The organism is Aeromicrobium sp. MLTX1 (assembly GCF_046452335.1).
Taxonomy (GTDB): Bacteria; Actinomycetota; Actinomycetes; order Propionibacteriales; family Nocardioidaceae; genus Aeromicrobium.
The window spans coordinates 73,830-95,002 of record NZ_JBKFDN010000001.1; the positions used below are offsets into that span (position 1 = coordinate 73,830).

The following is a 21,173-nucleotide window of genomic DNA, read 5'->3' on the forward strand; positions in this document are numbered from 1 at the left end:
GGGACCCCAAATCGGGGTCCCTCCCCTCCTCGCCGTCCTCAAATGAGGTCGTCGGTCAGGTGGTTCGGCGTGCCGAACCGGTGCGCGGTGATGCTGACGGCCTGCTCGTGGACGAACGGGAGCAGCTCCACGTGGCCGGCCTCGGTGGGGCGTGCAGCCCAGATCGCGAGGTCGGGCTTGCCGCCGGTCTGCTCGGCCACCGTCGAGCGGCTGCCGCCGACGAGGCGGACGCGGCCGTCGGTGAGGCGCGAGGCCATCGCGGTCCACGTGGCGTCGTCCTCGACCAGCACCGAGACGCCGAAGGCGCGCAGGGCGGTGCGGACGGCGTCGGGCACCTCGAACGCGGACGAGACCTGCAGCGGAGCGCCGGACGTGAGGCCCGCGCCGATGACGCGCAGGCCGTCGGCCAGCTGGGCGTCGGCGGCCAGGCGGACGTGCACCCGCGTCGGCACGTGGCGCAGGATGTTCCGCTCGGCGAACAGGCCCGAGACGTCGCGCGCGACGCCGAGCTGCTCACGCCAGGCCACCGCGTCGCTGCTGAAGCCTCGCTCCAGGAACGCGAGGTCCTCGGCCGGCAGGTGCGCCTCGCGGGCCGCCTGCAGCAGTCGCTCGGCGCGCGCGTCGAGGCTCGCCTTGACGGTCGAGCGCGACCGCTCCCACTCGCCGAGGCCGAACAGGTAGTGCGGGCCGCCCGCCTTCGTGCCGGCGCCGATGGCCGACTTCTTCCAGCCGCCGAACGGCTGGCGCTGCACGATCGCGCCGGTCGTGCCGCGGTTGACGTAGAGGTTGCCGGCCTGGACGCCGTCCAGCCACACCGCGATCTCGGCCGGGTCGAGCGCGTGGAGGCCGGCGGTCAGGCCGTAGTCGACCTGGTTCTGGATCTCCAGCGCCTCCTCCAGCGTCTCGGCGGTCATGATGCCCATCACCGGGCCGAAGTACTCGGTCAGGTGCGTGGTCGAGCCGCGCTTCACGCCGACGCGGATGCCGGGCGACCACAGCTGTCCGGCGTCGTCCAGCTTCCTCGGCTCGACGAGCCACCGCTCCCCCGCGTCGAGCTGGGTCAGTCCGCGCAGCAGCTTGCCGCTCGCGGGCTCGATCAGCGGGCCCATCTGCGTCTGCGGGTCCGACGGCCAGCCGACCGTCAGGGACGTCACGGCGTCGACGAGCTGCTCACGGAAGCGCTTCGACGTGGCGACCGAGCCGACCAGGATCACCAGCGACGACGCCGAGCACTTCTGGCCCGCGTGGCCGAAGCCCGACGCGGCGATGTCCTTCGCGGCGAGGTCGAAGTCGGCCGACGGCGTGACGACGATGGCGTTCTTGCCGCTCGTCTCGGCCAGCAGCGGCAGGTCGGGACGGAAGCTGCGGAACAGCTCGGCCGTCTCGTAGGCGCCCGTCAGGATCAGCCGGTCGACGCGCGGGTCGGACACGAGACGCTGGCCGAGGTCGGACTCCTCCACGTGCACGAGCCTCAGCACCTCACGCGGCACGCCGGCCTCCCACAGCGCCTCGACCATCACCGAGCCGCAACGCGCGGCCTGCGGCGCCGGCTTGATGACGACGGCGGAGCCGGCGGCCAGGGCAGCGAGCGTGGAGCCCGCCGGGATCGCCACGGGGAAGTTCCACGGCGGGGTCACGACGGTCAGCCGCGACGGTACGAACGTGGCGCCGTCCACCGAGTCCAGCTGGCGCGCGAGGTGCGCGTAGTAGCGCGCGAAGTCGATCGCCTCGGACACCTCGGGGTCGCCCTGGTCGAGCGTCTTGCCCGCCTCGGACGCCATGACCTCGAGCAGGTCGGCGCGACGCTGCTCCAGGCGGAGTGCGGCGCGCTCGAGGATCTCGGCGCGCTCGGCGGCCGGACGGCGGCCCCACGTCTCGCCCTCGACGACGGCACCGGCGACGATCGCCTCGAGGGCGTCGGCGTCGGTCACGGTGTGCTCGGCGACGAGGTCCTTGCCGAGGGCGGAGTCGGCGACCTTCGCGAGGATCTGGCGACCCCACGAGCGGTTCGCCGGCAGCGACGGGTCGGTGTCAGGGGTGTTCTCGAACGGGGCGCCGACGGGCGTCTCCTCCACCGAGGCCAGGCGGTTCTGCTGGCGGTTCGGCGCGGGCACCGAGTCGTCGAGGTCGGCCAGCGAGGCCAGGAAGCGGTGCTGCTCCCGCTCGAACAGCTCGCTGCTGTCGTTCAGCTCGAACACGGCGGACATGAAGTTGTCGTGGCTCGCGCCCTCCTCGAGCCGGCGGATCAGGTAGGCGATCGCGACGTCGAAGTCCTTCGGGTGCACGACCGGCGTGTACAGCAGCAGGCCGCCGACGTCGCGGCGCACGACCTCGGCCTGGCTCTGCGCCATGCCCAGCAGCATCTCGATCTCGACGCCGTCGCGGACCCCGCGCTCGCCGGCGAGCAGCCACGCGTGGGCGAGGTCGAACAGGTTGTGGCCGGCCACGCCGATGCGCACGTTCCGGATGCGGTCGGGGTGCATCGACCAGTCCAGGACGCGCTTGTAGTTCGTGTCCGACTCCTGCTTCGACGACCACGTCGCGAGCGGCCAGCCGTGCAGCGAGGCGTCGACGCGCTCCATCGGCAGGTTCGCGCCCTTCACGACGCGCACCTTGATGCCCGCGCCGCCGCGGGCCCGACGCGCCGCCGACCACTCCTGGAGCTGGATCATCGCGCGCATCGAGTCGGGCAGGTAGGCCTGCAGCACGATCCCGGCCTCGAGGTCCTCCAGGCCGGGCGTGTCGAGGATCTTGGTGAAGACCGCGATCGTCAGGTCGAGGTCGTGGTACTCCTCCATGTCGAGGTTGATGAACTTCGGCGTCGCGGCGGCTGCGGCCTGGCGGTACAGCGGCATGAGGTTCTCGGCGACGTGGTCGACGGCCTCGTCGAACGCCCACGGCGAGTGCGGCGGCACGGTGGACGACACCTTGATCGACACGTAGTCGACGTCGGGGCGCGCCAGCAGGTCGTGCGTGCCCTTCAGGCGGCGGGCGGCCTCGCGCTCGCCGAGCACGGCCTCGCCCAGCAGGTTGATGTTGAGGCGCACGCCCTCGCCGCGAATCTTGGCGATGCTGCGACCGAGCTTCGCATCGGTCGCGTCGACGATGAGGTGGCCCACGAGGGAGCGCAGCGCGCGCTGCACGACCGGGATGACCAAGCGCGGCACGAAGCGGCCGGCGAACGCGCCGAGACGCACGGCGTTGCGCAGGTGCCACGGCAGGAAGGCCGGCACGTCCGAGGCGAGCACGGCGAAGTTCCTCGCCGCGATCCTCGGGTCCTCCGGACGGATCACGCCGTCGATGAAGCCGACGGTGAAGTCCAGGCCCTTCGGGTCCTTCAGCAGACCGGCGAGCTGCTCGCCCGCCTTGTCCGCGGGCACCCGGGCCGCTTCGGCGAGCCAGCGGTGTACGAGCGCGACCGACTCCTGGGCGAGCGCGTCGGTCGGTGGGGAAGCGAGATCGGGGGTCATGCCGCCAGTCTGAGTCGCCCAGCCGTTAAGGTAAAGCGATCTTTTGTGACGGGTATCGGTCAGAATCAGTGAAGGATGAACATGCTCGACGTACGCCGCCTCCGCCTCCTGCGCGAGCTGCAGATCCGGGGCACCCTGGCCAGTGTCGCGGCCGCCCTGCACCAGAGTCCGTCGTCGGTCTCGCAGCAGCTCTCGCTGCTCGAGCAGGAGGTCGGCGTCGAGCTGCTGAGGAAGGTCGGGCGCCGCGTCCAGCTGACCCCGCAGGCCGAGATCCTGGTCGAGCACACGTCGGCGGTCCTGGAGCGACTGGAGCTGGCCGAGTCCGACCTGGCGGCCTCCCTCGACGAGGCCACGGGCACGTTCCGGCTCGCCGTGTTCCAGTCCGTCGCGCTGGCGCTGATGCCCGCGACACTGTCGATCCTGGAGACCGAGCACCCGCGGCTGCGCGTCACGATGACGCAGCGTGAGCCCGAGTCGGCCCTGTACGAGACCTGGGCGCGCGAGTTCGACCTCGTCATCGCCGAGAAGTACCCCGGCCACAACACGCCGTGGCACCCCGAGCTGGACGCCGTCGACCTCACGACGGACGAGGTCCGCCTCGCCGTGCCGCCCGAGGGCAGCCGGTTCGGCGAGATCACGTCGATCGCGGAAGCCGCGCAGGCGCCGTGGGTCATGGAGCCGCCCGGAGTCGCCTCGCGCCACTTCGCCGAGCAGGCCTGCCGGGTCGCCGGCTTCGAGCCCGACGTCCGCTACGAGACCGCCGACCTGCAGGCCCAGATCAGCCTCATCGAGTCGGGCCACGCCGTGGCGCTGCTGCCCGACCTGCTGTGGCAGAACCGCACGCCGCCGGTCACGCTGCACCGGCTGGCGGGCCGGCCGCACCGCACGATCTTCACCTCGGCGCGCCGAGCCTCGGCCCACTCCCCCGGCGTCACGGCCACCCGCCAGTCACTGTCGCGCGCCGTGGCGGAGGGCCGCGCCTGACTCAGAGGTTCATGCAGAGGCGGCGTGCGTCGAAGATCGCCGCGTGCACGCCGCGGTTCGAGACGGCGTCGCCGATCCGGTAGAGCTCGAAGCCGCCGTCCACCTGCACGACCCGCTGGCGCTCGCCCTTCGCGAACGCATCGAGATCGACCTGGCCGCGGTTGGCCGAGCGCTCGCGCAGCTCGTCGTAGACCTCGCTGATCGCGACGGTGCCCTGCTCGACCACGACGAGGTCGGCGCGCTTCTCGATGCGCTCCCCGGAGTAGTCGTTGGCGAAGGTGGCCACCAGCTCGGCGCCCTCCTTGCGCACGCCCTGCAGGACGAGGTCGGGCGAGATCGTGACGCCGCCGTGGTAGAGCATCTTCATGAAGTCGGGGCGGACGGTGTGCACGACGTCGAGGCCGACCTCGGCGTCCGCCGTCACCAGCTCGATCCGGTTGCCCCGGCCCACCAGGTGCTCGACCGCCGACAGCGCGTGCTCGTCGCCGTGCTCGTCGTAGACCAGCACGGTCCTGCCCGTCACGGGGGCCCGTCCGAGGACGTCGGCGCTGGACACCACGTGCCGCTCGCCACCCTCGGGCAGCGTCGGGTCGGCCATGCCGCCGGTGGCCACGATCACGACGTCGGGGTCCTGCGCCAGCACGTCGGCGCCGTCCACGTAGGTGCCCGTCTTCAGCGTCGCCCCGGCCAGGCGGGCCTCGGCGGCCAGCCACTCGGAGATCGAGCGCTTCTCGGACTGGCGGTGCACCTTCGACATCGGGATCACCTGACCACCGAGGGTGTCGGACGCCTCGAACAGGATGACCTCGTGACCGCGCTCGGCACTGGCCCGAGCCGCCTCCAGTCCTGCGGGGCCACCGCCCACCACGACCACCTTGCGGCGCTCCGAGGACGGCGTGATGAGCTGCGGGATCGTCGCCTCGCGGCCGGTCGCGGGGTTGTGGATGCAGAAGGTCTCGGTGTGCAGGCAGAAGCTCGCGCCCACGCAGGGGCGCACGCGATCCTCCTCGCCGCGCTGGATCTTGTTGACGATGTGGGGGTCGGCGATGTGCGCGCGCGTCATGCCCACGAGGTCGACGTAGCCCTCGCGCAGAGCGTGACGCGCGGTGGCCAGGTCGGCCACGCGCCCGGCGTGGAACACCGGCACCGAGACGGCCTCGCGGATCCGACCGGCCACCGGCAGGTGCGCGCCCAGCTCCCGCCCGGTCGGCGGCATGATGTCGGCGAGCTCCTTGTGCGTGAAGCCTCCGCCGTACATCACGTTGAGGAAGTCCACGTGGCCCGATGCCACGGCGATCCGCGCGATCTCGGTCGCGTCGTCGGGCTCGATGCCGCCCTTGACGCCCTCGTCGCCGGGCAGGCGCAGGCCCACGAGGTAGTCGGTGCCGACCTCGGCGCGCACGGCGTCGAGCACCTCGAGCATGAAGCGCACGCGGTTCTCCAGCGCGCCGCCGTAGCGGTCGTCGCGCAGGTTCGAGCGGGGCGCGAGGAACTGGTCGAGAAGGTGACCGGCCAGGCCGGCGATCTCCACGCCGTCGAGTCCGCCCTGCTGCGCGCGGCGCGCCGCCGCGGCGTAGTCGGCGATCACCCGGGAGAAGTCGAAGTCCTCCATCGGCTTGGGGTAGCTGCGGTGCGCCCGCTCGCGGATGCCCGACGGGCTGAGCGTGGGCAGCCACGGACCCGACGTGTCGCGGCCGCGACGACCCAGGTGCGTCAGCTGCACCATGGTCGCGGCGCCGTGCTGGTGCACCCGGCGGGCCACGTCCTCGTAGAACGGCAGCACCGCGTCCGAGCTCGCGTCGATCGAGCCGAACGACGTCTCGGAGTCGGCCGACACGAAGCTCGAGCCGCCGAACATCGTCAGGCCGATCCCGCCCTTGGCCTTCTCCTCCTGGTACAGCGCGTACCGCAGCCCGGGTCCGTCCTCGCCCACGTAGCCCGCCGGCGCATGGGCCGAGCTGAAGATGCGGTTCTTCAGCGTCAATCCCTTGAGGACGAAGGGTTCGAGCAGCGGATCGGACATGGGGGGCCTTCCGGGTGGGGAGGTGAAGGAGGGAGCGGAGTACCGGGGCCGGGTCGTTCGGGGGCACGACCCGGCCCCGGTGGTCAGGGGTGACGCGGGGTGGGCGTCAGTCCGTGATGAGGGACTCGTCGGAGATGCCGGCGTCCTCGAGGTTCTTCTTCAGGTCGCCCGACGAGGCGTAGGTCGCCACGGTCTGGTTCACGGCGTCGCGCAGGCCGGTGTTGCCCTTGCTGATCATCACGCCGGTCGCGGGGACGGCCGTCGTCATCTCGATCTTCGGCGTCTCCTTCATGACCAGGTTCTTCAGCTTCGCCGGGTTGCCGTCGGCCTTCATGTAGCCGGCGACGGCGCCCTCGGTGAACAGGCCCGCGTCGATGCGGCCGGCCTTGAGGTCGTCGTAGACGGCCTGCTCGCTCTGGTAGAGCTTCACGTTGTCGGCGCCGAGCGCCTTCTGCGCGTCACCGGTGAACACGTAGCCCGTCGTCGAGCCGACCTTCTTGCCCTCGAGCTGCTCGATCGTGTCCCAGCCGTCCTTCGACGTGATCGACAGCATCGAGTAGTACACCGGGTCGGAGAGCTCGTACTTGGCCTCGCGCTCCTCGTTGAAGGTCCACGAGCCGGCCGACAGGTCCGCCTTGCCCGAGTCGAGCGCGCTCACCACCCCGGGGAACGAGGTGCTCTGGATCTTCAGCTCGAGGCACAGGTCGGCGGCGATGTCCTTGATCAGCTCGCCGTCGATGCCGGTCGGCTGGCCGTCCTTCGCGCCGATGTAGGGCGGGAACTCGGCGATGGCCGCGGTGAGGGTGCCCTCCTTGATCGTCTCGACGGTGGCGATCGGCTCGCAGTCGGCGGCCACCGTGGAGGGGGCGTCGTCCGAGCCGCAGGCGGCCAGGGCCGAGAGGCTGACGGCGGCGCCGAGCGCCAGGCCGAACGTACGGGTGATGCGCTTCATGGTTCTCCTTGGGGGGATTTCAGGCCGGCAGGACAGCCGGTCCGGACTTGTCGCGCCGCAGCACGTGGATCAGGGCGGAGGCGGTGATGGACACGGCGGCGTAGAACGCGCCGGCCACCAGGAACACCGTCAGGTAGTCGAACGTGACCGCGCCGATCCCGTAGGCACGGGCGAGCAGCTCGGGCACGCCGATCGCGAAGCCGATCGAGGTGTACTGGAAGATCAGGACCGCGAACGAGATGACGGGCAGCTTCACGGTGCGCAGCGCCTGCGGGACGATGACGTACCGCAGCTCGTGCCACCCGGTCAGGCCCAGGCTGCGCGCCGCCTCGCGCTGGCCCCGCGGGACGTCGAGGATGCCCACGCGGAAGATCTCCGACGTGTAGGCGGCCGCGCTCACCGACAGGCCGAGCACGAGCGCGGGACCCGCGTCGAGCACGATGTCGACCGACGGCAGGCCGAAGTAGATGAGGTACACCACGACCAGCAGCGGCAGCCCGCGGAGCAGCTCGACGACGGTGAGCGTCGCGTAGCGCACGGCGCGGCTCGGAGCGGTGCCGAGCAGGCCGAGGACGAAGCCCAGCGGCAGGGCGATGAGGATCGAGAGCAGGGCGTACCAGGCGCTCAGCTTCAGGCCGCCGAGCAGGGTCATGAGGTCGTCGGAGGTCATGCCGCACTCCTTCGTCGCAGGGACGCGTCCAGCCACCGCGACGACGCGGCGATCGGGAGGCTGAGCACGAGGTAGACGGCGCCGGCGACCAGGAACGCCGCCAGCGCGGGCTGTCCGCCGTTCGCGAGGTTGAGCGCCTTGAAGGACACGTCGCTCACGCCGATCACCGAGGCGAACGCCGACTCCTTGAGCAGGCCGATCGCGTAGGTGGCCGAGGGCGCCATCGCGACGGCGATGCCCTGCGGCGCGATGATCCGCCAGAACAGCTGCGAGCGCTTGAGGCCGAGCGCCTGCGCGGCCTCCCACTGCCCGACCGGCACGCTGAGCAGCGCCGCGCGGTAGTTCTCCGCGACGTAGGCCGTCGCGACGAGCGTCAGGGCGATGATCGCCGTGGGGATCGGCTCGGAGCCGGTGATGTTCGCGAGTCCGTAGAACAGCAGCAGCATCCACGCGATGACGGGCACGCCGCGAACGATCTCGACGTAGGTCGTGCCGATCCAGCGCAGCGGCGCGATCCGCGACACCCGCATGAGGGCCACGGGGAAGCCGAGGACGAGCGCGATCGCCATCGAGACCACCGTCAGCATGACCGTGATGCCGACGCCCTCGAGCACGGTCGGGACGATGACGCCCCAGTCGGCGTTCACTGCTCGGCCACCGCTTCGAGGAATCGTCGCGTCACGGCGTGCTGGGGGTCGGTGAAGAGCTGGTCGGGGTGCGACTGCTCGACGATTGACCCGTGCGCCAGCACGGCGACCTGGTCGGCGACCTTGCGCGCGAAGCCCATCGCGTGGGTGACCACGATCATCGTCGTGCCCTGGTCGGCGAGCTCGCGCATCACGGCGAGCACCTCCTGGCCGACCTCGGGGTCGAGCGCGGAGGTCGGCTCGTCGAACAGCATGACGACGGGGTCGAGCGCGAGGGCGCGGGCGATCGCGATGCGCTGCTGCTGGCCGCCCGAGCACTGGGTGGGCTTCGCGTCGGCCTTGCCGGCCAGGCCCACGCGGTCGAGCAGCCTCATCGCGACCTCCTTCGCCTCGTCGGCGGGTCGGTCGAGCACGAGCTCCTGCGCGAGGGTCACGTTGCGCAGCACGGACAGGTGCGGGAAGAGGTGGAAGCCCTGGAACACCATGCCGGTGCGCCGGCGGACGGCGAGCAGCTCGGCCTTGGTCGGGCGGTCGGGCTGCTTCGCCACGGGCTGGCCCGTGATCGAGATCGTGCCCGCGCTCGGCGTCTCGAGGTAGTTGATGCAGCGCAGCAGCGTGCTCTTGCCGGCGCCGCTGGGGCCGATCAGGGCGACGACCTCGCCCGGGTGCACGTCCAGGTCGATGTCGTCGAGCACGACGTGGTCGCCGTACGCCTTGGTCAGGCCACGGATGCTCACCAGAGGCGTCCCGCCCGAGGTGGTGTCGTGCTCTGCTCGTCGATCGTTCACGCGTCGTGCTCCCGTTGGTCGAGGACAGTTCGCCCAACGTACGGATGTTGAGACACGCGTCTCATCACGCAGACGTTCAGAATCGGCGGACCCGCGTTGGGACAGACGTTCAAAGCCGCCGGCGGGCTGCACACGTGTGCAGAGGCGGGGCCCCCGACCTTGAACGCCTGCACCTGCCGTGGGGGCCGCCGCGGGAACTAGCGTCGCTGTCATGACGAACGACGTGCGCACGTCCGGGCTGGATCTCTCGGGCCGGGTCGTGGTCGTCACGGGGGCCGCCGGCGGGATCGGCTGGACCACGTGCCTGACCCTGGCCGAGGCGGGAGCCTCCGTGGTCGCGCTCGCGCGCCGGGTGGCCGAGGCCCCCGGCCCGGGCCACGCGCTGCCGGTCGGCGCCGGCGAGGTCTGGTCCGAGGAGGCCGACGTCACCGACACGGCCTCGGTGGCGCGCGCGGTGGACGCCGCGATGCTCCGCTACGGCCGCATCGACGGCCTCTTCGCGAACGCCGGCGTCCTCTACCCGGGCGAGACCGTGACGGGCGACGACCGCCACTGGCACGACACGATCGCCGTGAACCTGACCGGCGTCTGGAACACGGTGCGCGCGGTGGCGCCCGCGATCCAGGCCGGCGGCGAGGGCGGCTCGATCGTCGTCAACAGCTCGGTCAACGGCGACCGCGCGATCCCCGGCTGGTCGGCGTACACCGCCAGCAAGTTCGGCGTGATCGGCCTCGCGGGCTCGCTCGCGCAGGAGCTCGGTCCCGAGCGCATCCGCGTCAACTGCGTCCTGCCGACCTCGGTGGACACGCCCATGATCAACAACCCGGCGCACACGTCGCGCATGGGCGGCGACCAGCAGCAGGCGCTCTACCGCTCGGGTCACGCCCTGCCGGTCGGCTGGATCGAGGCGCAGGACGTCGCCAACGCGGTGCTGTGGCTGATGTCCGACAGCTCGCGGTTCGTGACCGGAGTGTCGCTACCGATCGATGCGGGGTACCTGGTGAAGTCCCCGGGCGCCCACGACCTCTGAGACCACGCGCTCCGAGCTCACGTGGGTCTGCTGGCCCGAGTCGCGCAGGCGCATGACCGCGAGGCCGACCTGCAGGGTCATCCGGTCGGCGCCGTCCTTCAGCGACAGGCCCGAGATCGTCTCGGCGCGCTGGAGCCGGTAGTAGACCGTGCCGCGGCTGATCGACAGCACCTGGCACGTGTCGGGGACGCTGCAGCCGGTGGCGAAGTACGCGTCGAGCGTCTCGGCCAGGAACGGGGACTCCTCGAGGAGGCTCGCCACGCCCGGCGGGATCGCGTCGTCGAGCAGCTCGTCGGGGATGGACACCACCGCGCGCAGTGCGCCGAGGTCGCTCCACGACTGGATCCGCGGGAGGTGGTCGAACGCCGTGAGGGCGCGTACGGCGAGGCGGGCCTGGCGGAAGCTCGCCGAGGCCTCGTAGAGGTTCGCCACGGGGTCGCCGATGCCGATGACGACCGAGCCGGGCGCGTCGATCTCGTTCTCGGTGACCTGCTTGGCGTGCTCGGCCACCCGCTCGATCGCGCCGCGGCGCGTGACGGTCTCGGGCGGCAGCAGCAGCACCGCGCGGCGCTGGTCGACGAAGCGCCAGACCTCGCCGGGCACCGCGCGCGGCAGCGGCCCGTCGAGCACGCTGATCGGCAGGTTCCGTGCGTCGACGTCGCCCGCCAGGCTCATGACGAGGACCGCCACGGGACCCTGCGGGTAGCCCGCCACGTCGTACAGCCAGCCGGCGGTGTCGAGATGGCCACGGCGGTTGCTCAGGAGAAGATCGCGCACGCTCGAGGCGCGGTCGCGCAGTCGCGACGTGCGCCGGTGGATCGTCTCGGCGATCTGCTCGGCGTGGTCCTCGATCTCGTCGATGTCCGCCTTCGGCACCGTGCTGCCGTGCTCGTCGATGACCCAGATGTAGCCGTAGGTGCGGCCGCTCCAGCGCGCGGGAACGACCCAGCGCGCCGACACGCCCTTCTCGACGTCCTCCGGCGTGTGCACCGCGCCCTTCATCGTGGGACGGACGCCGAGGGCGGCGTAGTACTCCAGCGAGCTGCGCGGCGCGGCGCGTCCCAGCAGGGACTCGCGGCGCATCCAGTCCACGGTCAGCGGGTGCGGACCGGCCGCCAGGGTGGCCAGCGCGGTGTCCGAGATCCCCACGGGCGCGCCGAGCCGAATGGTCAGCTCATCGGCGAGATCCTGCAGGACGGACATGCTTCCAGTATGAATCTCGAGGTGTGAGGTCCCACCTGCGGCCCTAGCGTCGAGACATGGCCACCATCGCGAAGAACATCGTCGACACCCTCGAGGCCAACGGGGTCCAGCGGGTCTACGGCATCCCCGGCGACTCCCTCAACGGCTTCACCGACGCGTTGCGGACGTCGGGCGTCGAGTGGGTCCAGGTCCGCCACGAGGAGGCCGCCGCCTTCGCCGCCGCCGGCGAGGCGGCCACCACGGGACGGCTCGCCGTGTGCGCGGGCAGCTGCGGCCCGGGCAACCTCCACCTCATCAACGGCCTCTACGACGCCAACCGCTCGCGCGTGCCGGTGCTGGCCATCGCGGCGCACATCCCGACCTCCGAGATCGGCACCACCTACTTCCAGGAGACGCACCCGCAGGAGCTGTTCCGCGAGTGCAGCGTCTACGTCGAGCACGTCTCGAGCCCCTCCCAGATGCCGCGCATGATGCGCATCGCCATGCAGACCGCGATCGAGAAGCAGGGCGTGGCCGTGCTGGTCGTCCCCGGCGACATCGCGCTGATGGAGGCGCAGGACGACGCCATCACGGTCCTGCGCCCGTCGGAGTCGCGCGTCATCCCGTCCGACGCCGAGCTGCAGCGCGCGGCCCATCTGCTGAACGCCGGCGACAAGGTCACGATCCTCGCCGGGGCGGGCTGCGCCGGTGCCCACGACGAGCTCGTCACGATCGCCGACCACCTGGCCGCGCCGGTCGTGCATGCCCTGCGCGGCAAGGAGCACGTCGAGTGGGAGAACCCCTACGACGTCGGCATGACCGGCCTCCTCGGCTTCGCCTCGGGCTACCGCGCCATCGAGGCGTGCGACGTCCTGCTCATGCTCGGGACCGACTTCCCCTACCCGGACTTCTTCCCGCCGAAGGCGAAGATCGTCCAGATCGACGTGCGCGGCGAGCAGATCGGCCGGCGGACCCCAGTGGAGCTCGGCCTCGTCGGCACGGTGCGCGACACGGTGCAGGCGCTGCTGCCGCTGCTGAACCGGGAGTCGGAGCTCGACCACCTCGAGGACTCGCGCAAGCACTATCTCAAGACCCGCGAGAAGCTCGACGACCTCGCCACTCCCGTGAAGAAGGGACGAGCCCAGCACCCGCAGTTCGTCGCCCGTGCGATCGACGAGGCGGCCGCCGAGGACGCCGTCTTCCTGCCGGACGTGGGCTCCCCCGTCATGTGGGCCGCGCGCTACCTGCACATGAACGGTCGCCGCCGGCTGATCGGCTCGTTCAGCCACGGCTCGATGGCCAATGCCGTCTCGCAGGCGATCGGCGTGCAGGCCGCGCACCCGGGACGCCAGGTGGTCGCCCTGTCCGGCGACGGCGGCCTGACGATGATGCTCGGCGAGCTCATCACGCTCGTGCAGGAGGAGCTGCCGGTGAAGGTCGTCGTCTTCGAGAACAGCTCGCTGAACTTCGTGGAGCTGGAGATGAAGGCCGCCGGCTTCGTCAACTGGGGCACGGGCCTGCAGAACCCCGACTTCGCCGAGGTCGCCCGGGCCATCGGCATGCACGGCGCCCGCGTCGAGCGGTCGGAGGACCTCACCCCCGCGCTCGAGGAGGCCTTCGCGCACGACGGTCCCGCGCTGGTCAACGTCATCACCGAGCGACAGGAGGTGACGATCCCGCCGTCGGTCAAGGCCTCGCAGCTCAAGGGCTTCTCGCTCTACGCCCTGCGCACGGTGATGTCCGGCCGCGGCGACGAGATCATCGATCTCGCGAAGGCCAACCTCCGCCAGGTGCTCTGAGCGGACCTAGGCTCGGCACATGAGCGAGGAACGCGCGATCGCCGCCCTGGACGCCGCGGGCGTCGCCCACACCGTCACCCGCCACGGGCAGGTGGGCTCGCTCGCCGAGGCCGCCGCCGCCCGCGGGGTCGACCCCGACCGCATCGTCAAGACGCTCGTCGTCCGCCGCTCCGGAGACGAGTACCTGTTCGTCCTCGTGCCCGGCGACCGCCAGATCAGCTGGCCCAAGCTGCGCGCCCTGCTGGGCGTCTCGCGACTCTCGATGCCGCCGGCCGAGGACGCCTTCGCGGCGACGGGCTACGAGCGCGGCACCATCACGCCGTTCGGCGCGAGCCACGCCTGGCCCGTCATCGCCGACGAGACCGTGCAGGGCACGATCTCGCTGGGCGCGGGCGCGCACGGAGTGGCCGTGACCGTGGAGGCCGCCGACGTGATCGCCGCGCTGGACGCGACGGTCGCCGACGTCACCGACTCCCCCACCGCCTGAGCGGCGGGGGCGGCGGCGATCACTCGCCGAGGAGTCGCTGCGCGGCCTCGAGGGCGTCGGCCATCGAGTCGATGCGGGCCTGGTACGTGGCCAGGTCGCCGTCCTCGAGCGCGGCCTGCGCCTGGTCGTAGAAGCGCGACGCGTCGGTCAGGTACTGCTCGGCCGTCTTCGTCTCGCCGCCGGCGTCACCACCGGCGTCACCGTCCGGCGCCGGCTCCTCCGCCGGGGGCGTGCTGTTCGGCTCGAGCCCGAGCGCGGATCGCAGCGCCTCGTCGAGGGTCTGGCCCACGCCCACGCCGTCGCCGAACGTGGCGGTGATGAGCTGGAGCACCGGGTACGAGCCCTCGCCCACGCGCTGGATGTAGATCGGCTGCACGTAGAGCATGGCGCCGCCGACCGGCAGGGTCAGCAGGTTGCCGCGCAGGATCCTGGTGTTCTGCGACTGCTCGTACTGCAGCAGCGCCGCACGCACGCCGGCGTCGGACTCGAACTGGGCCGCGATCTGGTTCGGGCCGCCGACGCGCGTGTCGCTCGGCAGCTCGAGGATCTGCACCTTGCCGTAGTTCTCGGTGTCGGACGCCTCGGAGTTCACGCTCATGAACGACGCCAGGTTCTGCCGGTTGTTGGGCAGGTAGACGCTGGTCAGGCTGAAGCGCGAGGCCTCCTCGCCGGGACGGCTCATCGAGAGGTAGTACGGGGGCTGCTTCGTGTTGCCGGAGGCCGAGGGGTCCTCGGGGATCTTCCAGCGCTCGCCGTCCTCGTAGAACGTCTGGGCGTTGGTCACGTGGTAGCGGCTGAGCACGTCGCGCTGCACCTTGAACAGGTCCACGGGGTAGCGCAGGTGCTGCAGCAGCGACTCGCTGATCTCGGACTTCGGCTCGACGACGTCGGGGAACACCTTGGACCACGTCTTGAGGATCGGGTCCTCCGTGTCCCACTCGTAGAGCTTCACGGTGCCGTCGTACGCGTCCACGACCGCCTTGACCGAGTTGCGCATGTAGTTGACCTGGTCGGTCGGCAGCGCGATCTGGCTGGCGCCGTCGGTGAGCGTGTCGCTGGTGGCCTCGTTGAGCGAGCGCGACTCCGAGTAGGGGTAGGAGTTGCTCGTCGTGTAGCCGTCGACGATCCACACGACCCGGCCGTCGACGACCGCGGGGTAGGTGTCGCCGTCCAGCGTCAGCCACGGGGCGACCTTGCGGACGCGATCGCGCGGGTGACGGTCGTAGATGATCTTGGAGTTGCTGTTGACGCGGTCGGACAGCACGATCTTCGGCTCGGCGAACTTGAACGCGTAGAGCACCTGGCGGAACAGCGAGCCCATCTCCACGCCGCCCTTGCCGTCGTACGTGTTGGCGGTGGAGTCGCCGTCGGTGCCGTCGCCCTCGTCGGAGCCGCCGCCGCGCGGCGTGTCGACCTCGATCGGGTTGGCGCCGTCGGGACGGCCCACGATCGAGTACGACGGCGACTTCTCGCCGAAGTAGATCCGCGGGGCGTCCTCGAATTCGAGCTCGCCGGTGGGCGGGATGTCCTTGGCGACCCACACGGGCTCGCCCTGCGAGCCGCGCTTGTTGCCGTACGCGGCGATCACGCCGTAGCCGTGGGTGTAGACGGTGTGGTCGTTCGACCACGTGCGCTGCGTGGACTGCAGGCCGTCGAGGTCGACCTCGCGCGCCGCGATGATGACGTCCTGCGGCTGCGGGTCGTCGCCGATGGCGTAGCGGTCGACGTCGAGCGTGCTCTGCACCGTGTAGTAGCCGCGCACCTGCTGCAGCTGCTGGAACGCCGGCGAGATGAGCGTGGGGTCGAGCAGTCGGGTGCTGACGCGGGACTCGGCCGACGCGTTGAGCTCCTGCGGGGTCAGCTCGGTCTTGGCCGAGTAGTCGGCCGTCTCGACGTCGGAGACGCCGAACGCCTCGCGCGTGCCGTCGATGTTCTTCTCCAGGTACGGGCCCTCGCGGTCGGGCTCGGACGGGTTGACCTGGAACTGCTGCATGATCGCGGGCCAGGCCGCACCGATCAGCAGCGAGGTCAGGAACCAAAGGCCCAGGCCCAGCGCGGGCAGGGTCCACGAGCGCAGGAAGATCGTGGAGAAGAACATCAGGGCGCACAGGATCGCCACGACCATGAGGATGTTCTTGGCGGGGATCTCGGCGTTGGCGGCGGTGTAGGTGATGCCGTCGAACAGGCCGGACGTGTCGTACGACAGCGCGTAGCGGTCGAGCCAGTAGTTGGCGGCGCGCACGAGCATCGCGAGGCCGACGAGGACCGCGACCTGCACCTGCGCGGCGCGGCTGAAGCTCGGGCCCTTGTTGCCCAGGCGGATGCCGCCGAAGACGTAGTGGACGAAGACCACGGCGATGGCCGAGATCAGCAGCAGCGCGAAGACGAACGAGACGATGAACTGCAGCCACGGCATGTCGAAGACGTAGAAGCCCACGTCCTTGCCGAAGTGCGGGTCCTTCGTGCCGAACGGCTCGCCGTTGCGCCACAGCTGGAAGGTCTCCCAGCGGCTGCTGCCGATGATGCCGGAGAAGAAGCCGACGAACGCCGAGACCGCGATGAGCGCCCACTTCGCGATGGGCGTGATCGCCATGCGGTAGCGGGCGGCCGGGTCGTCGCGACGCAGGCCGAGCGGGTTCGGCCGGTTGCGGTGCGCGAGCCAGACGTTGGCGCCGACGACGAGCGCGCCGAACAGGGCGAACACCACGAAGAGCGTCGAGCGCGTCAGCAGGACGGTGGTGAAGACGCCCTGGAAGTCGACCGACCCGTACCAGAGCCGCTCGGTCCACAGGCTCACGAACAGCGAGCCCAGGACCAGCAGGGCCGCCAGCGTGACGATGGTCGGGATCAGCACCCTCCGCCCGCGGTCGGAACGCGGTTCAGGCTCGCGTCGAGGGGGTGTCGATCCGAAGATGTCGCTCACGGTGCTCCTGGCTCACAGCAGTGTGGGTCTGGTGGCGCAAGCCTACGGGGTGTGGAAGAACCGCGGACTCAGGCGTCGTCCGCCAGCGTCCCGGCGACGAGATCGGTCAGCCCCGGGACGAGCTCCGGGCCCTCGATCAGCGGCGCGTCCTCGGGCACCCGCGGACGCACCGCGACGTGTGCCGCGCCCTCGCGCAGCACCGCCGCGACGATGCGCATCTCCTGGCGGTCCGGGTGCTGCGCGGCGTACTCCGCGGCGGCCGCGGGGTCGTCCGGGAGGTCGTCCTCGGCCTCGGCGGGCAGCGTCAGCCGCTCCATCACTACGGCGCAGCCGTCGACCTCCTCGGGCCAGCCGATCTCGGTCAGCAGGTCCTCGACCTGGCGGTCGGCCGGCAGCTCCTGCTCGATCGGCGTGTAGGAGTCGGGCGCGCCGAGCTCGTCGGTGAGCTCGGGCTGCGCGGCGAGCAGGTCGCCCGTCAGCACGAGGGCGAACAGCCGCGGCGGCTGGTCCCAGCCGCCGTCGTTGACGTGCGCCTCGATCTCGAGCGCGGCCCGGCGCACGGGCGAGTCCTCCCCCATGCCACCCCCGCTCACGGTCAGCTTCGGATCACTCACAGCTCGCCACCTCCGCCTTCGGGTCCTTCGCGAGCGTGCCCAGCGCATCGATCGCGTCCTGCAGCGTGGCCACCTTGACCAGCGTCATGCCGAAGTCGTCCCCCTCGGCCGCCTCGCGGCAGTTGGCCGCCGGCACGAGGAAGATGTCGGCCCCGGCCTCCGCGGCCCCGGCCATCTTCTGGCGGACGCCGCCGATCGAGCCGACGGTGCCCTCAGGATCGATCGTGCCCGTTCCGGCCACGTTCTGCCCGCCGGTGAGGGCGCCGGGCGTGAGGGAGTCGTAGATCGCCAGCGCGAACATCGTGCCGGCGCTCGGCCCGCCGACGCGGTCGCCGATGTGGTTCTCGATGTCGATCGGGAACTCGAACGTGGAGCCGACGGCGATGCCGACGCGCGCCTGGTCGGGGTCGTCGTCCATTGCGGTCGTGCGGATCGTGACGGTGCCGTCCTTGCCGTCGCGCCGGTAGCCGATCGTGACGTCGTCGCCCGGCTCGCGGTCGCCGACCGCCTGGCCGACGGCCTCCTGCGAGGCGACCTTCTCGCCGTCCACGGTGAGGATGAGGTCGTCGACCTCCAGCTTCCCCTGCGCGGGGCCGTCCTCGACGATGGCTGACACCTTCGGCACCTCGGGGACCGTCATCCCCGCGGCCCGCAGCGCCGCGGCCCGCGAGGCGTCCTGGGAGCTGGCCAGCTGGGCTGCGCCCTCGGCCGTGGACTGCTCGTTCGTCTGGTGGTCGGGGTAGACGAAGTCGTGCGGGACGACGTTGACGTCGGGGTCGAGCCAGCCCTCGATCGCTCCGGCCAGCGACATGCGCGACTCGGCGCGGGTGACCGAGACGGTCGTGAAGTCGAGGCGCCCATCGGTGGGATAGGTGCGGACGTCGTCGCCGAAGGTGAGCATCGGGGTGCCGTCCAGCTCGCCGAGCGTGTTGAACACCGGACCGGGCCGCATCGTCACGAAGGGCACCGGCAGGAACGCCACGAGGCACGTCAGCACCGTCACGACGGACAGGCCCACGGAGAGGGTGAGGGTGCGGCGGCTCAGGCGCAGCGGAGATGACACACCGACACCCTAGAGCCGGGCGGGAAACGCCGGGGCACGCCTCAGGACGGAGCGCCTAGGCTGGCCCCATGGCCGAGGAACCGCGCGAGGACCCCCAGAACCCCTTCAAGGGCACGCCCCTGGAGGGCCTGTTCGGACAGATGGGCGCAGGTCAGTTCGACCTCAACCAGATGATGTCCCAGATGCAGCGGATGTTCGAGCCGCACGAGGGCACCGTGAACTACCAGCTCGCCGCCGACGTGGCCCGCCACGCGGTGGCCGCCGAGGGCGAGGACCCGAGCCCCCACAGCGGCCAGACCGGTGCCGTCGCCGACGCCGGACGGCTGGCCGAGATGTGGCTCGACAAGGCCACCGACGTGCCCGCCGCCGCCACGTCCGCGCTGGCGTGGAGCCGCGCCGAGTGGGTCGAGCACACGATGCCCACGTGGCAGGTCATGGTCGAGCCCGTGGCCCAGCACGTCGTCGCCTCCATGGCCGACGCGATGCCGCCCGAGGCCAAGGCGATGGCCGGCCCCCTGCTCGGCATGCTCAACCAGGCCGGCGGCGCGATGTTCGGCCAGCAGATCGGCTCGGCCATCGGCGCCCTCGCCACCGAGGTCCTCTCCTCCACCGAGGTCGGACTGCCGCTCGGCCCCGAGCACACGGCGGCCGTGCTGCCGCACAACGTCTCGGCCTTCGCCACCGACCTCGAGGCCAGCCAGTCCGACGTGCTGCTCTACGTGATGCTGCGCGAGGCCGCCCACCACCGTCTCTACGCGCACGCCACCTGGCTGCGCGGCGCCGTGCTCGGCGCGATCGAGGACTTCGCCCGCGGCATCCGCATCGACGTCGGCGCGATCGAGGAGCAGATGCGCTCGATCGACCCCGGCAACCCCGAGGCGATGCAGGAGGCCCTGTCGGGCGGACTTCTCGACCCCGCGCCCACGCCCGAGCAGGAGCGCGCCAAGGAGCGCCTCGAGCTGCTGCTGGCCCTCATCGAGGGCTGGGTCGACGAGGTCGTCACCCAGGCCACCGCGGGCGTCATGCCCGCCGCTCCCGCGCTGTCGGAGGCGATGCGTCGCCGTCGCGCCACGGGCGGCCCCGCCGAGGACACGTTCGCCTCGCTCGTCGGGCTCGAGCTGCGACCCCGCCGCCTGCGCGACGCCGCCAACCTGTGGTCGGCCCTGCGCGACCGTCGCGGCGCCGAGGCGCGCGACGCGGTGTGGAGCCACCCCGACCTGCTGCCTACGTCGGCCGACCTCGATGACCCGCTGGGCTTCTGCGAGAAGCAGACCGCGGAACTGAGCGACGCCGACTTCGACGCCGCCCTGCAGGAGCTGCTGTCGTCCGACGGTCCGGGCGACGCGGACGAGACTCCCGACGACCGCCCGTGAGCCTGACCGACGACATCCGCGACGTCCTCGCACGCTGGTCCGCGCCGTCGGCCGAGCAGGACGACCTGCGCGCCCTCTTCGCCGCGTACGCCGACTCCCATGACGAGCCCGGCGCGCGCGCCTGCGCGCCCGACCATGTGACCGCGAGCGCGCTCGTCGTCTCGGCCGAGCACGACCGTGTGGCCCTCGTGCTGCACCCGAAGTTCGACCGCTGGCTCCAGACGGGCGGTCACTGCGAGTCCGCCGACGTGACTCTCGCCGAGGCAGCCCGCCGCGAGGCCGAGGAGGAGACCGGCATCGCCGGGATCGCCATCGATCCCGAGCCGGTGCTGCTGTCGCGCCACCCGGTGCGCTGCCACGAGGGCGGCCACCACCTCGACGTGCAGTTCGTGGCGGTGGCGCCTGTGGGCGCCGAGCCGCAGTGCTCGGACGAGTCCGACGACGTGCGCTGGTTTGCGCTCGACGCGCTGCCCGAGCCGACCGACGACTCGGTCAGGGCTCTCGTCGACGCTGCCAGGTCACGCCTTCGAGGAACCCCATCGCCTCGTCCATCCGCGGGTGTCGCCTGACGATCGCGTCGAACCGCGGGCCGTGGCCCGAGACGACGAGGTGCGTCAGCTCGTGCACCAGCACGGCGTCGACGACGTGGTCGGGCATGTCCTGGAGCCGGTGCGACAGCCGGATGGTGCGGTCGACCGGCGTGCACGAGCCCCAGCGGGTGTTCTGGTTGGTGACCCAGCGGACCGACGCGGGCTCGGGGGCCTCGGGCACGTAGCGGGCCGCGAGCTCGGCCGCGCGACGGGCGAGCGCCTCGTCGGAGCGCGGCGCCCGGCGGCTCTGCTCCCGCGCGTCGAGCTTCGCGACCATCTCGTCCACGGCCCGTCGCTCCTCGCGCGCGGACATGGTCGCGGGGATCATCACGATCGTCAGATCGCCCTCGCGGCGCGCCGAGACGGTGCGGGTCCTGCGGGCGCTGCGGCGCACCTCGATCCGGGGCATGGAGACCAACCTAGACGGCTGTCCACACGAACCCCACACCCTCCGTCGGCGTTCCCCACACGATGTGCACAGGTTCATCCACAGGCGGTGGACAGAGATCCGAAATACCCATTGACCGAGCCCCGGGAGTCGGCCTACCTTGAGCGCAGTCGAAGCCCCGCTCCGACGC

General features: G+C 71.4%; 17 protein-coding genes. 6 read left to right on the forward strand and 11 right to left on the reverse strand.

From position 1 onward, the window contains the following. Positions 1 to 38 precede the first annotated feature (38 nt). Positions 39 to 3,470 carry a bifunctional proline dehydrogenase/L-glutamate gamma-semialdehyde dehydrogenase gene (locus tag ACK99Q_RS00335; RefSeq protein ID WP_410184273.1) on the reverse strand — a complete coding sequence of 1,144 codons (3,432 nt, stop codon included), beginning with the start codon at positions 3,468 to 3,470 and terminating at the stop codon, positions 39 to 41. A gap of 81 nt (positions 3,471 to 3,551) precedes the next feature. Here ACK99Q_RS00335 and ACK99Q_RS00340 point away from each other — a divergent pair, with 81 nt between their 5' ends. Continuing rightward, entirely contained in the window at positions 3,552 to 4,454 is a 903-nt protein-coding gene (locus ACK99Q_RS00340) for a LysR substrate-binding domain-containing protein (protein ID WP_410184274.1), read from the forward strand. A gap of 1 nt (position 4,455) precedes the next feature. Here ACK99Q_RS00340 and ACK99Q_RS00345 read toward each other — a convergent pair whose 3' ends face one another. The 5 genes from ACK99Q_RS00345 to ACK99Q_RS00365 all read right to left on the reverse strand — a co-directional run bounded on the left by ACK99Q_RS00345 (position 4,456) and on the right by ACK99Q_RS00365 (position 9,534). Next, a complete protein-coding gene (locus tag ACK99Q_RS00345; protein ID WP_410184275.1) occupies positions 4,456 to 6,477 on the reverse strand; it encodes an FAD-dependent oxidoreductase in 2,022 nt (673 codons plus the stop codon). 106 nt (positions 6,478 to 6,583) lie between these two features. Further along, positions 6,584 to 7,429: a substrate-binding periplasmic protein gene (locus ACK99Q_RS00350; RefSeq protein WP_410184276.1), complete on the reverse strand. Its 846-nt coding sequence runs from the start codon at positions 7,427 to 7,429 to the stop codon at positions 6,584 to 6,586. Positions 7,430 to 7,448: 19 nt separating this feature from the next. Then, positions 7,449 to 8,099 carry an amino acid ABC transporter permease gene (locus ACK99Q_RS00355; RefSeq protein WP_410184277.1) on the reverse strand — a complete coding sequence of 217 codons (651 nt, stop codon included), beginning with the start codon at positions 8,097 to 8,099 and terminating at the stop codon, positions 7,449 to 7,451. Next, a complete protein-coding gene (locus ACK99Q_RS00360) occupies positions 8,096 to 8,746 on the reverse strand; it encodes an amino acid ABC transporter permease (RefSeq protein ID WP_410184278.1) in 651 nt (216 codons plus the stop codon). The genes ACK99Q_RS00355 and ACK99Q_RS00360 overlap by 4 nt, the downstream gene beginning before the upstream one ends. Beyond that, complete coding sequence (locus tag ACK99Q_RS00365; RefSeq protein WP_410184279.1) at positions 8,743 to 9,534, reverse strand: amino acid ABC transporter ATP-binding protein; 792 nt, start codon at positions 9,532 to 9,534, stop codon at positions 8,743 to 8,745. The genes ACK99Q_RS00360 and ACK99Q_RS00365 overlap by 4 nt, the downstream gene beginning before the upstream one ends. Before the next feature lie 211 nt (positions 9,535 to 9,745). On the opposite strand from ACK99Q_RS00365, the gene ACK99Q_RS00370 reads away from it, so the two are divergent. Beyond that, complete coding sequence (locus tag ACK99Q_RS00370; RefSeq protein WP_410184280.1) at positions 9,746 to 10,564, forward strand: SDR family oxidoreductase; 819 nt, start codon at positions 9,746 to 9,748, stop codon at positions 10,562 to 10,564. On the opposite strand, the gene ACK99Q_RS00375 is transcribed toward ACK99Q_RS00370, so the two are convergent. Beyond that, positions 10,511 to 11,767 carry a PucR family transcriptional regulator gene (locus tag ACK99Q_RS00375; RefSeq protein WP_410184281.1) on the reverse strand — a complete coding sequence of 419 codons (1,257 nt, stop codon included), beginning with the start codon at positions 11,765 to 11,767 and terminating at the stop codon, positions 10,511 to 10,513. The genes ACK99Q_RS00370 and ACK99Q_RS00375 overlap by 54 nt on opposite strands. Before the next feature lie 56 nt (positions 11,768 to 11,823). On the opposite strand from ACK99Q_RS00375, the gene poxB reads away from it, so the two are divergent. Continuing rightward, entirely contained in the window at positions 11,824 to 13,545 is a 1,722-nt protein-coding gene (gene poxB / locus ACK99Q_RS00380) for a ubiquinone-dependent pyruvate dehydrogenase (protein WP_410184282.1), read from the forward strand. A 19-nt stretch (positions 13,546 to 13,564) separates the two neighbouring features. Next, complete coding sequence (locus tag ACK99Q_RS00385) at positions 13,565 to 14,032, forward strand: aminoacyl-tRNA deacylase (protein ID WP_410184283.1); 468 nt, start codon at positions 13,565 to 13,567, stop codon at positions 14,030 to 14,032. A 19-nt stretch (positions 14,033 to 14,051) separates the two neighbouring features. Here ACK99Q_RS00385 and ACK99Q_RS00390 read toward each other — a convergent pair whose 3' ends face one another. The 3 genes from ACK99Q_RS00390 to ACK99Q_RS00400 all read right to left on the reverse strand — a co-directional run bounded on the left by ACK99Q_RS00390 (position 14,052) and on the right by ACK99Q_RS00400 (position 18,632). Further along, on the reverse strand, positions 14,052 to 16,886 hold the full coding sequence (locus ACK99Q_RS00390; protein WP_410184284.1) for a UPF0182 family protein: 2,835 nt from the start codon (positions 16,884 to 16,886) through the stop codon (positions 14,052 to 14,054). 137 nt (positions 16,887 to 17,023) lie between these two features. Beyond that, a complete protein-coding gene (locus ACK99Q_RS00395; RefSeq protein WP_410184285.1) occupies positions 17,024 to 17,569 on the reverse strand; it encodes a PPA1309 family protein in 546 nt (181 codons plus the stop codon). Further along, the gene (locus tag ACK99Q_RS00400; protein WP_410184286.1) at positions 17,562 to 18,632 is read right to left on the reverse strand and encodes a PDZ domain-containing protein; all 1,071 of its coding nucleotides are present in this window, start codon (positions 18,630 to 18,632) and stop codon (positions 17,562 to 17,564) included. Before ACK99Q_RS00400 ends, ACK99Q_RS00395 begins: the two co-directional genes overlap by 8 nt. Positions 18,633 to 18,700: 68 nt before the next feature. Here ACK99Q_RS00400 and ACK99Q_RS00405 point away from each other — a divergent pair, with 68 nt between their 5' ends. Both ACK99Q_RS00405 and ACK99Q_RS00410 read left to right on the forward strand, forming a co-directional pair. After that, the gene (locus tag ACK99Q_RS00405) at positions 18,701 to 20,005 is read left to right on the forward strand and encodes a zinc-dependent metalloprotease (protein WP_410184287.1); all 1,305 of its coding nucleotides are present in this window, start codon (positions 18,701 to 18,703) and stop codon (positions 20,003 to 20,005) included. After that, a complete protein-coding gene (locus ACK99Q_RS00410) occupies positions 20,002 to 20,574 on the forward strand; it encodes an NUDIX hydrolase (protein ID WP_410184288.1) in 573 nt (190 codons plus the stop codon). Before ACK99Q_RS00405 ends, ACK99Q_RS00410 begins: the two co-directional genes overlap by 4 nt. Here ACK99Q_RS00410 and ACK99Q_RS00415 read toward each other — a convergent pair. Next, positions 20,498 to 21,004, reverse strand: coding sequence for a M48 family metallopeptidase (locus ACK99Q_RS00415; protein WP_410184289.1), 507 nt, complete (start codon positions 21,002 to 21,004; stop codon positions 20,498 to 20,500). The two genes, ACK99Q_RS00410 and ACK99Q_RS00415, sit on opposite strands and share 77 nt — an antisense overlap. Positions 21,005 to 21,173: the final 169 nt, after the last annotated feature.